Genomic DNA, 12,653 nt, shown 5'->3' with positions numbered 1-12,653 from the left:
ATCTATTTTGAGGCAAGAAAAATTGTCGATAGCAAGGCTAAAATTTTGCTATTTAGTTGTTCTAAGTAAGAAATTTTTAACGAAACTAGCGTCAGTTTTAGTCCCTCAAAATGATTAAGTATTAATGAGGGTTGGTATTAGTATTTATCGTAGAAAACTTTATCATCTATTTTCATTAGCTGGTTCCACAACTCTTCAGAGAGACGTGGATATAGCGCGTAAAACTGATGGCTTAAAACTAAATAACCATAATTTTCTACAATCGGGCTTTTGTTTTCGAAAAAGTTTACTGGTAGGTTTTTATGTTGGCAATCACTCAGAGAAATACCTACTCGACCATTAAAAAGTAACTCGTGGGCTTGCTTAACCGACACGGTTTCGTAGATTTGAAAACCTTTTTTTTTCAAATCTTCAACAAGTGAGTAACCTCTTGGCACAGAAATACCTTGCGGCAACTCTACGAATAATTCATGACCATTCCATTTTAAGGGCACATTCTTTTTATGTATAAAGCAAGTTGCAGTACTTGAAATTGCTCGTTGATTATCGAGCTCATTTTTTGTGGTTTTAGGGTACTTGGCAAACGCCTCTCTGCTTTCTGAGTGCCTTGCAATCAATGCATCAACTTTACCTAACTTTAAATCGTTTAAACAACGCTTCCATGGCTCACGAACAAATTCAATGTGTACATTTGAGAGCATTTCATCAAGCTTTTGCATAATCTCAATTGCTGCACCTGGTTTTTCACTTGGCGTTAAAACACCTTCACCACGATAATGAGGCAAAAGCTCTTTACTCTCATAGCAAAACTTGAGTGTTGTTGCCTGAGCAGTTACGCAAGCAATCAAACTGATTAAATACAAAAAACGTTGAAACATATGATTTATAGACTTTAACAATTACCATAATTTTAGCCTTATATTTCACAATGAACAGGTATTTTTAATCCATTAATTTAAATCAGTGCATTGCAAACTGTCACAATTACATCATCAAAACATCATAAAACATGTGCTCTAATCACTGGTATAGACCAGATGGAGTTTTTATGAAACATAACTATTTATTACTGACCCCCGGCCCTCTCAGTACATCTAAAACAGTGAAAGAAGCCATGTTACAAGATTGGTGCACTTGGGATGACGATTACAACATTGGGATTGTAGAAAAGATTAGAACCCAATTATGCTCGCTTGCCGGCAGCGCTGAACTATTAACTGCCACTTTAATGCAAGGCAGTGGCACCGCTTCTGTTGAAGCGGCCCTGGGTACTTTTATCTCAAAAAGAGACACCATACTTGTTATAAATAACGGTGCTTATGGGGCGCGCATTAAACAAATCTCAGACTATCTCAACATCAATGTCATTAGTCTAGATTTTGCAGAGACGCACTATCCTGACGTTGTCAAAATTGAGCAAACGCTTAAAGATAACCCGCACATCAGTCATGTTGCCATGGTTCATTGCGAAACGACTACTGGCATGCTTAACCCACTAGAAGCAGTGGCAGAGCTTGTAAATCGTTACAAAAAAACGTTTATTTTAGATGCAATGAGTAGTTTTGGTGGAATACCCATCGATATGATAAAGCTAGGTATTGATGTTTTAATTAGCTCTTCGAATAAGTGCATTCAAGGTGTTCCTGGCTTTGGTTTTGTGATCTGCAATCACTCCTTGATTTCACAGAGCCAAGGTAATGCACACTCTCTATCTCTAGATCTGTATGATCAATGGCAAACTATGGAACAGAATAGTGGTAAATGGCGCTTTACTTCACCTACGCATGTAGTGAGAGCATTTGCACAGGCATTGATTGAACTGGAACAAGAAGGTGGTATTGATACAAGGTATAACCGCTATAAATCAAACCAGTCTTTACTTGTCAGCGGTATGAGAGAGCTTGGCTTTGAGACACTTTTGCCCGATCCGTTGCATTCACCAATAATTACCTCGTTTTATTCACCAAACGAACCTGAATATGACTTTAAACTATTTTATGACAAACTAAAGTCGCTTGGCTATGTCATCTATCCTGGAAAAGTTTCAGACGCTGACTGCTTTAGAGTAGGAAATATTGGTGAAGTGTATCAGAAAGACATAGAAAGCTTACTTCAAGCCGTTTATGAAGCGAAATACTGGTAGCCTTACTATCTTTAAATGAACAGTTTCCCGGAAAGTAAAGCAAAAGCCTATTTATAATTTACCAGTCGCTTTTGCTTTTTTCATCATTCGAATTTCTAGTCTGAAATGGGTTGATAAGTTCTTTGCAAAATTTAAGTGATGCCATTAATATCCTTCCACTACCATTTCAATACAATCATGTAGCCAAAATTCAATGTTAAAGTCGACCAAGTTATCTTCGCAGTCATAACGCGCTCTTTGCACTTTTAAGCAAGGCGTACCACTATTTTTTTCAAGTAATTCAGCTGCATAGTCTGGTAGCACAGTGACACTAATGTTGCACTGCTCATGAGAAACATCAACCTGATACTGTTGTTTCATAACATCAGTAATTGAGCCATTTAAGACTTGCTTTTCGAGAAGGTTGAAACGCGCTGCAAGACAGTGAATCTCTTCAACTAGCACACCTCTGCCATCTAAATATCGAGCTCGGGTCAGTTTGTAAATTGGCTTATCATCAAAGTGAGTAAATGCAATGCTGTGATCATTGGAAGGGGCCATCAGTTCGATGACTTTGGTGGAGGGTGTAAATCCTTGAGATTCAGATAAAGCGTTAAAATTCACTTTGCGTGCTGGTTGCCATTTTAGCTTTTCAGGGGTAACAAACCACCCTCTGCGTTTTTGACTGTAGATCACACCTTCAGATTCTAACCTGGCTAGCGCTTCTCTTACAGTGATCCTCGTTGAGTTGAACTGCTCTTGCAAACTTCGCTCAGAAGGGAGTTTAGAACCGGCTTTTAAACGCCCCTCATTGACCAAATTTTGAATATGATTGCGGATAACTTGATACAACAACATAAGCAACTTATTTAACTAACCATTTAATTAACTGAACACTGCTAGCTTACTGCAGTTTTATGACAAACAGAATTAGGTGTTAATTTGAATTAAGCGAATTCGTTGTCTAAGTTCTAAGAAATAAACTGACATCTTAACGTGAAACAATTAAGAAACATTAGCTTACATAAATATTTTTCACTTTAATAGTTTTGTGATTTTATTATGTATACTTATTCAAGTATCGTCATTTTTACATCATTGAAGTTTGATAAATGGAATTTTCTTTTCGTCAATTTATTTGCCTATCTACCTGTGTTTTCAGTTTGTTTTGTTGTACGTTGAACCAAGCTTATGCAAACGAGCAATTCACAATTGCAGTTATAGGTAAAACCAAAAATGATTCATTTTACGAACAATCATTTAAAGGCTGCCTAAATTTTGCCAGCAAGGTTAATAATCTTAAATGCATTTATGATGGCGCTGATGATTATCAAGATGTAAGAACTCAATCTTTAGTGATTAGTGAATTGGCAGAGAAAAGCGTCGATGCTTTTTTAGTCTCAACCACTGACTCTAAATATTTAGTGACGCATGCCCTCAAAGACTTAATGAAGAAAAATATTCCAGTTATCACATTCGACTCTGACTTATTGCCCAAACATCATCAATATAGGCTTGCTTACATAGGCACGAATAATTTTGATTTTGGTGTCGCCTTAGGTGAATTAGCAAAAAAATACAAAACAGCTGAAAAACAAAGCATTTGTCTACAGTCGGGGCATCAAACTACCCCAAATCTGAATGCCCGCCTTGCAGGGGTGCGCCATGCCTTATCTGGTCAAAGTAAAAAGCGTTTGTCTGGCGACAGTGGTTGGGTAGAACATCCTCGGTGCCCGCTGTATACTATGGGGAAAAGACATGCTTCGTTAGAACAAATAAAGCGCTTTTCTTCTCTAAAAAATCCGCCAATATTCTTGGCTGTGGCAGGATTTGCTCAGTTTAACCCTGGCTATATAGAGACGATGAAAGCAGCAAAAGGCAAAATAGCCGACGGTAACTTTGTGATGATCTCAGCTGATACAGAGCAAATTCAACTTGATGCCCTTAAGCACGGTCTATCAACTGTGAATCTAGGCCAAAAGCCTTTTGAGATGGGCAGGAAAAGCGCCGAGCTAATGTACAACTACCTCACGCAGGGCGTTAAACCAAAGCTAGATAAATATTACTTAGATTATCACCTTTGCGACCAATCTAACTTTGAAACCTGCACAATCAATTATTAATTTCTCGTGTAAACGGATAAGATCGGAAACTTGTTTTCGCCAAAATTCAAAGTAATAGACTGTGTCTCATTGCCATTGAATTGTTGTTTAAAGTTTACTGGAGAATACCTAGAGCCGTCCGCAAACAACGCCATGATGTGTTTTGCTTGTAATTCTCTGCGACCGCTCGACTGGTTGGTAATGGTTAAAATTCCCCATCGCTCTCCATTGTCATTGCTCATTAAAACAAAATGGTCGATGGCAAATTCACTCTCATCTGGATACACATTATCGTCGTTTTCAAAAGCAAACTTAACTTGGCTGACATCAATTCTATCCAAAGACAACACATCATTTTTTGCAGCTAAACCAAAGCACACAACAAGCAATAATATTGAAAAAGCGTATTTATACATACCCTAATGCACCTCAAATCAAATGACTTTTATAACCAATGAAATATGAACCCCCTCTTAACTTACCTTTTTAAATGAGAAATACAATGGGTTAACACTTGTTCAGTGAGATATCTACTTTAGCAGCTGAACCACTGAGTTTACTTAGATAACTGTCCCAAGGTGCCACTTTTATATTTAAATCTTCTGCATGTTCCTTACGGCGAATGGCATTTCGCACCATATATGCCCCTAAAGTTCTCACTGGTTCAACAGGAAATTGTGCAATAGGCTGATTAACTAAGCCACAATCTCGCCACTTATCTGCTTTGTTCAAAATTAAACTCGCCAAAATTTTACCTCCAAGGTAGCTCTGCACGACGCCATTACCTGAGTATCCGCTGCCATAGTAAATGTTTCCCTGAGTGTTTAATTGCCCAAAAAAAGGCAGCCCACTGACACTTCTATCAGACGGCCCTGTCCAACTTCTTTCGATTTCTAAGCCGCTATGATTAAAAAAATAGTGCCAGTAATGCTTCATCATTTCTAAATATCTACTCGGCTGATCAAACCTCTTTGATACATGATTTGCATAGCTAAAATAGTTGCCGCCTTTGCCAAGCATTAGTCTGCCTGATGGCGTGGTTCGATAATAATTTACGAAAATTCGGCTATCTATAATCGGAGCACCATGGTTCAGCCCCATAGCTTTAATGGCTTCTGGATTGGCTTTGCTGATAACCATATCACTTGAAACTAACACCACAGAACGTGTAAATTGTGGCTCAATCTTAGGGAGCCAAGCATTCACTGCAAACACCATTTTATTGGCTTTGATCATGCCTCGGTCGGTTTTTATATTTAAAGTTTCATCACCCTGATAGTGAATATACTTTGTCCGTTCATATACTTTCACACCAAGTTGCTTGGCCACTCTAAATAAACCTCGGACTAATTTGGCAGGCTGAACACTACCAGCATGAGGCGAAAAAATTGCAGATAAATTCGCTTTTGAGCCTGTCATTTCTAGCTGATCTTGTGTAACACTTTGCCAAGCATTGAGTTGATGTGTAGCAAGTAAATCGAGCACAGGTTTAAAGGCATTGTGCTGTGAGGCGTTCGATGCCGTGTAAAACGTACCATCGACTCGACAATCACAGTCAATGGCATATTTTTCAGTGAATGCTTTAATGTCATGTACTGCTTGTTCGGAGGCTTTGACCAAATTCATCGCCCGCTCTAAACCGACTTGCTTAATTAAGCTGCCAAACTTTGTAGACCAGGTGAGCATAGCACCACCATTTCTGCCTGAAGCACCTTGTCCGCATAAGTACTTTTCAATAATCACAACATCAAGTTCAGGCTTTGTTAGTTTCAAATTAATTGCTGTCCAAAGCCCTGTAAAACCTCCACCAATAATACATACATCTGTGGTTATATTATGAGCCAAGTGTGAGGCAGATTTTTCATCTGCCTCAGTTATCGCCTCATCAAACCAAAAAGGCACATAGCGCATTAAGGTCTTTCTCCTCTTGCTATTCTTGCTTCTATCGCATGTAAAACCGGCTCAATATCAGCGAGCGAATCAATAACATAATGGGCACCCGCCGAAGCCAATTGCGCATAAGCTTTACGAGTAAGCGACGCCTGTGTTGCTTCACTCTCATTTGCCCATTCCTGCTCGCTCAAGCCAATGGCATTACCTGTAACGGCTATGCCTACTGTCCACATCCCTGCATTTAACCCTTCACTAATACCATGTATTGAATCATCTACCTTTACGCAGGCACTTACTCGAGAAATACCCAGTCTTTGCACATTTTCTAATGCCATCCAAGGCCCAGGACGAGAGCCAGCTTCGCACTCATCACTTGCAACCACACAATCAGGTTTATAACCATATTCTGCCGCAGCAGGCACCAAGACATCCATCACAGGTTTTGGATACCCTGAGCAACTGCCTATTTTGACGTTATCAGATTGCAATCTATGTATCACCGATAAAACGCCTTCGATTGGTGCAGCACGATCAGCTACCTTAGCCTGCTGTAAAGGCATAAATGTATTGTAAATATGGTCGACATCTTCTTTATTAGGTAAACGACCGAATTGGTTTTGCCAACGTACTCGAATTGAACCTGTATTTAACAGTGTATGAATATGGTCCCACTTCCCCATTCCCATTGGGCCACGAGCTTCTTCAAGACTAATCTCAAAATCAAACCCTTGCTTAAAAGCCTCAACAAAAATACGCGTGGGTGCGATTGAGCCATAATCCACAACGGTGCCCGCCCAATCTAAAATTAGCGCTTCAATATGTTTCATTTTGATGTTCCTGTTTGTTAGTTTTGATGTGCTGGTTGTAGAGAGTAACCAGGCCTAAAAGGTTTGAGTTTGAAACTGAAATACAGCAAGGAGCTGGCCACCAGCACACTGGCAATTGCCGCTACCCAGTAACAAGCCATAATGAAAAAGTTCAACCAGCTTAATTCTGGTGATGCAAAAGTTTTGTAGAGTAAAATGCCAACTGAGCCGACATAACCTGCTGAGTCTGCGAGATAAAGCAAAAATCCAGCATTTGCAGTTGAGCCAACTGCTGAGATCATTCGGTCAAATAGAAAGCAATTATAGGGGATGTAACTAATATAAAGCCCTGCGCCAAGTAGTACCATCCAGGCTTTAGCATCCAGCATACTCTGCTCAAACGCCCATGTGCTTGTTGCCAGTAAAGCCGTGCCCAGTAAGATAAAACCGTGATTGGCAAAAAATGCGATACGGTTATCTTTAATCAAAACCAAAGCAGCTAACGCAATTAAGACAATTAAAGCGACTCGAACGCCTGCATAAGCAAAAATGGCAGGCTCTTGCCCATACCCAAGTGCATGCCAAATTTCAGAAGAAAAATTATCTCTAAAATCTCGAAACCCAGTAAAGAGTAAAAAACTTAGTATCAGTAAGGTGATCCCAACCCCGTACTCTTTAAAAAACGCCCACCTTTGAGTGCCGTTCATTGGAGCTCTTTTTTGTCTGGCTTGCTCATCTGATGCTGTAGGCGCTGGTAAACTGTTCAAACACAACACAGAGATAACCAAAAGAGGTAAGAAAATGGCGCCGGTCACTGCGGGCATCCACATTTCTGATACCTGTATTTCAACCATAAGCCATTTACCCACAGTACGAACTAAGCCCGAGGCAAGAATAAACGTCACACTTAACACTGCACCAAGTAACTCGGTGGTTTTACGTCCTTCTAGGTAGCTAAAAACCAGACCCCAGATCATGCCAAGCGATAATCCATTAAAAAATAACCAAATAACATTGAGTGGTGAAGGAGAGATAGCAAATAAGATCAATGAAAGCTCGGCACTCACTATCATCCATAGAATGGTTTTTGCTCGGTTTGCATTCTGCATCTCAGCAATGACTTTTACACCGATAAATTTAGCCACTAAGTAGCCAAATACTTGCGATAAAATCAAAGCTATTTTGAAACTGACGAGCCAGTGGTCTTGATCCAGCTCGGTATAACTATTAACCGAAAAGGGCTTTCGAAATGCATACATACAGAAATACGTCATAAACGCACTACAGGCAGCAAAAGCAACAAAAGCGAGCCCTTGAGCTGGCCTTAACCATTTTGGTGGCACTTCCCAAAGCGATAAAGAGTTCATAAAAAAACCTTGAAAATTACGAGGCCAGTTTCTGACCTCGCAAAACAGCTAAGAAATATAAGAAACAAAAACTAGGCGTTTAAGTTACAGCTAAAACTGGTAGTTAAAACCAATCATTGCGCGCATACCGTAGTACTCAACTTGTAGCGGTCGGCCCTTTTCGCCCATGTAGTATTCAAGTGCTTCATTGGTAAGATTATTAAGCTCTAGATAAACCAAAGCTTGTTCGTTGATTTGATAAGAAGTTGTAAAATCAACACTAGTATTTGCGCCATAATAACTGTCGCTGTTTGCTGATTTACCATGCTCTTCGATATAAGCACCTTTATGATTCACAGCGATACGAGCTGCAAATTCAGTATCGTCATAGTAAAGAGTAAAGTTATATAATTCTTTTGCTTGCCTTGGGATAGCAACCTTGCCTGCCCGCTCTGGAATGGTCATTTCTGAATCCATAAATGTGGCATTGGTCATAACACCAAAATTTTCTAACTGTGGAGAAATAAAACCAAGGTCACGATTAAACGCAAACTCTACCCCAGCAAGCCACGCGCTGTCGCCATTTTCTGGGCGAACAATATTAACGCCATCACGACCGTTGTAATTGCCAATCGAGCGTTTTTCGAAAATTGGATCTTGAATATCTTTATAAAACACACCCGCAGAGACCAGACCTACTCTGTCAAAATAATGCTCTAACATTACATCTAGGTTGTTAGAATAAGTTGGCTCTAGCGCAGGGTTACCTGAATCAAGCTTGTTGTCTGCTTCTAGATAAGTTGCCCCCGGAGTTAATGAGCCAAAGTCTGGACGGGCAAAGCTTCTTGTTAATGCAACACGATAATTTGTCGATTCATCAGCACGATAGGTAAGATGTAGAGCTGGTAGCACAGAAAGATAATCATTACTCTGCATAGTTTCTACAGTTTGTTGTTGATCTGCTAAGTAGGTGTAGCCGGATACACTGGTCTTAGTTTGCGTCAGTCGAAGTCCTGCGAGTATTTCTAACTGCGCGCTCATTTGATAGGTTGCCATACCGTAAAGTGAAGTATGGGTTTCGTCTACATCAAAATTTCGACCGAGTGCGCCACCATTGCTGATAAGTGCAGACTCACCATCTACCAATCTGAATTTCTCGCGGTTTGTATTCCAAAATGCCATTGCATCTTCAGTTGTGGCCACTTGAGAAAACTGTGCTTGGTAATTGAAATTAGCTTCTGAAAGGTAATCACTTCGCCCGGGCTGATCAACAAGTGTAAAATCAGCAAGTGTTGGCGCTGTACCGAATTCATCACTATTCCACTCGTAAAACTCATCCGCAAAATCCGCATAACGTACTTTATCTCTGTACTTAGCACCGAATTGATAGGTTAGGTCAGAATCTTTTTGCCATTCAAAATCAAGGTTAGCAACCAACCTATCTTTCTCTTTAACATACACTTTATATAACTCAACCCAAGATAAGCCAGCTAGAGTTGCATCCAGTGCGAAACCATTTGCAAAATGGTTACTGATCGCATTCCAAGGATCTGTGCCCTCATCCACTAGGTTATACGCGTAGTTTTTTCCATTTGCAGCTTCTTGCAAACCAACATAACCGACGTTTTTCTGGTCAAAACGCATAACAAAATAGCTATTATCTTGACCATTTGGTTTATCACCATATTTGAACTCATTTTCATAGCTCGCTAACTGCCAGTTCACGGTTTTGTCAAAGCCAATATTGTGAACCCCCGCGAACTCTAAACCATTCATTTCAGTAATTAATTCATTGCGAATATGCTGCAGCTCAACTCTGTCTTTATCAAAACGTAATCGATGCTTGTAGTGCGTTTCATCATCAACCAAAGTGCCATATAATGCACTGGCACTGATACTGCCATTATCTAAGTCATACTCAACAGAGCCATTTAAACCATAGGTTTCGCGGGTACCTGTGTAATCTCGCAGCTCTAGTCGATAAATTCCGAAGTTTTCGCTTTCACCTCGGCGTCTTGGTTCGTAATTATCGGTTGCCCAATCTCGCTTCCAAGCCGTGGCATTAACAATAAACCCGAGTTTGTGATCTAGTAAGCGGTCTCCGTATACCACATTTGCAGAGTAATTTGTGCCCTCTGCTAACTCGTTTTGACCTAATGCAAAACTTGTTTTAAACACAAAGTCATCTGCTGATTTTTTAGTTATGAAATTAACGCTACCACCGATTGCATCGCCTTCCATATCTGGTGTGATGGCTTTAGATACTTCAACAAACTCAATCAACTCGCTCGGAAAAAAATCAAATGCCGTTGCCCTACTGGTTGTTTCTTCTTCTGCTGTTGGAAGTCGATTGCCGTTGATACTAGCTGAGCTCCATTGCGATGGTAGGCCACGAACAGCTACGAAACGTCCTTCGCCCTGATCGCGCTCAATTGACACACCGGGAATACGTTGCACCGCTTCTGCTGCATTTCTGTCGGGTAATTTTCCAATTCCGTCGGCTGCGATCACACTGATAATATTCGAGGCATTTTTTTGATTGTTCGCGGCCGCCATTTCACCCCGAAATATTTGACCCACACTCACAACCTCTTCTATTTGCTGTTGTGATTTTAAGGTGATTGGGTCGAGTAAAGTAATTTCAGAGTCTAGTACTTTTACTTTTACTTCAGCGCTGTCGTAACCCATGTAGCTCACTAAAAGTGTATATTCGCCACTTTTCACATTCGGCAATTCAAATCGACCGCGGTAATCTGTGACCGCCGTTGCTTTTTGCCCCTGCACGGAGATCATTACACCTGACAAATGACTATGTAGATCTTTTACTGAACCAACAAGTTTGCCATTTGATGCAAAAGAGTGTGCGCTTTGAGCCAGCAATATTGCAGCTGCGACATGGGATAGTTTTTTCATTACATTTATCTCTAATTTTGGGTTTTAATCTGGTCTAGTCCAGATTGATTTTGTTTAGAGTAAACGCGATTTTTTACAAACTCGTGACGCTTTAATTAAGGCTTTATTGTAGAAATATGTAAAGTAGAAATGTAACTAATCCAAAACCCAGTCGCACTGCTTAACAGCTACAAACCATGGTCGATTAAACTCTTGATTAGCTTTATTTTCTGGTGCTTGTAAGGAGATGTTCATAAAATCGGCAATATACTGATATATGTGTGTTTTGACTTTAATGTCTTCTAAATTAGTATATGACTCTTTTAGTTTTTGAATTGTCTGAAAGGTAATTTTTCCTCCCTGTAGCTGTAGATATCTTTGATGGATCCAGTACAAAAGAGATTGTTTAGATTGATTCGGAAAAGCTAAAGTCAAGGTTGCCGTTGGTGAATACAACCGCTGATAATCTAAAAACTTGTCTTGTAGTAAAAATGAAAAAAGTAAGTTGATGCTAGCTGTTACTATTCCTGAGCGCTTGTCAATTAGTTGATAGCCTTTTAATGCTTGTCGGTAATAAGCTTCAGCCTCTTTAATATTACCTACATCGAATTCAATCATTCCGAGGTTATTATCTATCATAGCAATGATACTTTCCCGGTTTGTCTCAACTGCCAATGCCCGAGCTTTTTTATAAAGTAACCTAGCACTGTCATAATCGCTCTGTTGGCGTGCAACCAAAGCCAAACTATTCGTTAAAGTTAACCTTTGTTTTTCATTTTGCGAATATTTATAAGCACACTCCAAACTTTTTTGCGCATCGGCCAGAAATTGCTTTTTCCTTAGATAGATCCCAGTTCCACTCAGAAACGAAGTTAAATGGGCTTTAAAGTAAGGATGCTGTTTGTGGTGAAATACGGTTTCTAGAGACTCACTGAGTTTAACTAATTGGTTAGTAGGTACAGCCGCTCTCATTCTGATCAAATGCCAGCGGATAAATTGTTCGTCAGAGAAACGTTCTTTATCGTAAATGCTATCTAGCAAAATCAGAGTGTGTGCAGGATTAACAGTTAAATAGTCTTCGGCTTCTGTGATTTTATTTTCAACGATTGAATTTGCTAATGAAGGAACAGCCAAAAATAGAAAAATAAAATTTATAAAGGTTTTCATGGAAATCTTCAAATTCACAAACTCTGATTTAAGCATAGTAAATTTGAGTGAATTTCTCAGTTAATTAAAGCCCAGAGTTAAAAGAGCCCGAAGGCTCAGCACTGGATTAACAAAAGCAAGAATTATGTCCATCTCTGCTCATGTTATGACAAATTATACCCGTTGGTGGTTGACCACCAGCTACTTGAGGGGTTTGCTGCTTTTCTATGTCGTTTACGCTACGATTTAATTGCTTTAGGTTTTTCTTTTTAAGGTTAAATTTCATAATCATATCCGTTTGATTGTTGTCATTGCTTTAAATAGCCATTTATTTACCACCTAAAAA

General features: G+C 39.7%; 11 protein-coding genes. 2 read left to right on the top strand and 9 right to left on the bottom strand.

Annotation, left to right across the window (positions count from 1 at the left end; genetic code table 11):
- Positions 1-137: 137 nt before the first annotated feature.
- Positions 138-878, bottom strand: coding sequence for a type 2 periplasmic-binding domain-containing protein (locus tag ACXAC4_RS07260; RefSeq protein WP_475160227.1), 741 nt, complete (start codon positions 876-878; stop codon positions 138-140).
- 170 nt (positions 879-1,048) lie between these two features.
- On the opposite strand from ACXAC4_RS07260, the gene phnW reads away from it, so the two are divergent.
- On the top strand, positions 1,049-2,143 hold the full coding sequence (gene phnW, locus ACXAC4_RS07255; protein WP_475160226.1) for a 2-aminoethylphosphonate--pyruvate transaminase: 1,095 nt from the start codon (positions 1,049-1,051) through the stop codon (positions 2,141-2,143).
- Between the two features lie 144 nt (positions 2,144-2,287).
- On the opposite strand, the gene ACXAC4_RS07250 is transcribed toward phnW, so the two are convergent.
- Positions 2,288-2,980, bottom strand: a complete 693-nt coding sequence (locus ACXAC4_RS07250; protein WP_475160225.1) for a UTRA domain-containing protein — start codon at positions 2,978-2,980, stop codon at positions 2,288-2,290.
- A gap of 254 nt (positions 2,981-3,234) precedes the next feature.
- On the opposite strand from ACXAC4_RS07250, the gene ACXAC4_RS07245 reads away from it, so the two are divergent.
- On the top strand, positions 3,235-4,245 hold the full coding sequence (locus ACXAC4_RS07245) for a substrate-binding domain-containing protein (RefSeq protein ID WP_475160223.1): 1,011 nt from the start codon (positions 3,235-3,237) through the stop codon (positions 4,243-4,245).
- Here ACXAC4_RS07245 and ACXAC4_RS07240 read toward each other — a convergent pair.
- The 7 genes from ACXAC4_RS07240 to ACXAC4_RS07210 form a co-directional block, all read right to left on the bottom strand.
- On the bottom strand, positions 4,242-4,640 hold the full coding sequence (locus ACXAC4_RS07240) for a hypothetical protein (RefSeq protein WP_475160222.1): 399 nt from the start codon (positions 4,638-4,640) through the stop codon (positions 4,242-4,244). The genes ACXAC4_RS07245 and ACXAC4_RS07240 overlap by 4 nt on opposite strands.
- Before the next feature lie 91 nt (positions 4,641-4,731).
- Entirely contained in the window at positions 4,732-6,135 is a 1,404-nt protein-coding gene (locus tag ACXAC4_RS07235) for an FAD-dependent oxidoreductase (RefSeq protein WP_475160221.1), read from the bottom strand.
- Complete coding sequence (gene phnX / locus ACXAC4_RS07230; RefSeq protein ID WP_475160220.1) at positions 6,135-6,944, bottom strand: phosphonoacetaldehyde hydrolase; 810 nt, start codon at positions 6,942-6,944, stop codon at positions 6,135-6,137. The genes ACXAC4_RS07235 and phnX overlap by 1 nt, the downstream gene beginning before the upstream one ends.
- Positions 6,945-6,961: 17 nt before the next feature.
- Positions 6,962-8,290 carry a DUF5690 family protein gene (locus ACXAC4_RS07225; RefSeq protein ID WP_475160219.1) on the bottom strand — a complete coding sequence of 443 codons (1,329 nt, stop codon included), beginning with the start codon at positions 8,288-8,290 and terminating at the stop codon, positions 6,962-6,964.
- A 90-nt stretch (positions 8,291-8,380) separates the two neighbouring features.
- A complete protein-coding gene (locus ACXAC4_RS07220; protein WP_475160217.1) occupies positions 8,381-11,182 on the bottom strand; it encodes a TonB-dependent receptor in 2,802 nt (933 codons plus the stop codon).
- A 135-nt stretch (positions 11,183-11,317) separates the two neighbouring features.
- Entirely contained in the window at positions 11,318-12,328 is a 1,011-nt protein-coding gene (locus ACXAC4_RS07215; RefSeq protein ID WP_475160215.1) for a tetratricopeptide repeat protein, read from the bottom strand.
- 106 nt (positions 12,329-12,434) lie between these two features.
- The gene (locus ACXAC4_RS07210) at positions 12,435-12,593 is read right to left on the bottom strand and encodes a hypothetical protein (protein WP_475160213.1); all 159 of its coding nucleotides are present in this window, start codon (positions 12,591-12,593) and stop codon (positions 12,435-12,437) included.
- Positions 12,594-12,653 lie beyond the last annotated feature (60 nt).

It is taken from the genome of Pseudoalteromonas sp. AWM4_233 (assembly GCF_056158285.1).
The sequence above is the reverse complement of the archived record's forward strand: the minus strand, read 5'-3'. Positions and strand labels throughout refer to the sequence as shown.

Excerpts from the sequence above, each read along its gene's own strand:
- ACXAC4_RS07225 (WP_475160219.1), bottom strand. The coding sequence starts at position 8,290 with ATGAACTCTTTATCGCTTTGGGAAGTGCCACCAAAATGGTTAAGGCCA.
- phnW (WP_475160226.1), top strand. The coding sequence starts at position 1,049 with ATGAAACATAACTATTTATTACTGACCCCCGGCCCTCTCAGTACATCT.
- ACXAC4_RS07215 (WP_475160215.1), bottom strand. The coding sequence starts at position 12,328 with ATGAAAACCTTTATAAATTTTATTTTTCTATTTTTGGCTGTTCCTTCA.
- phnX (WP_475160220.1), bottom strand. The coding sequence starts at position 6,944 with ATGAAACATATTGAAGCGCTAATTTTAGATTGGGCGGGCACCGTTGTG.
- ACXAC4_RS07210 (WP_475160213.1), bottom strand. The coding sequence starts at position 12,593 with ATGAAATTTAACCTTAAAAAGAAAAACCTAAAGCAATTAAATCGTAGC.
- ACXAC4_RS07235 (WP_475160221.1), bottom strand. The coding sequence starts at position 6,135 with ATGCGCTATGTGCCTTTTTGGTTTGATGAGGCGATAACTGAGGCAGAT.
- ACXAC4_RS07260 (WP_475160227.1), bottom strand. The coding sequence starts at position 878 with ATGTTTCAACGTTTTTTGTATTTAATCAGTTTGATTGCTTGCGTAACT.
- ACXAC4_RS07240 (WP_475160222.1), bottom strand. The coding sequence starts at position 4,640 with ATGTATAAATACGCTTTTTCAATATTATTGCTTGTTGTGTGCTTTGGT.
- ACXAC4_RS07220 (WP_475160217.1), bottom strand. The coding sequence starts at position 11,182 with ATGAAAAAACTATCCCATGTCGCAGCTGCAATATTGCTGGCTCAAAGC.
- ACXAC4_RS07245 (WP_475160223.1), top strand. The coding sequence starts at position 3,235 with ATGGAATTTTCTTTTCGTCAATTTATTTGCCTATCTACCTGTGTTTTC.
- ACXAC4_RS07250 (WP_475160225.1), bottom strand. The coding sequence starts at position 2,980 with ATGTTGTTGTATCAAGTTATCCGCAATCATATTCAAAATTTGGTCAAT.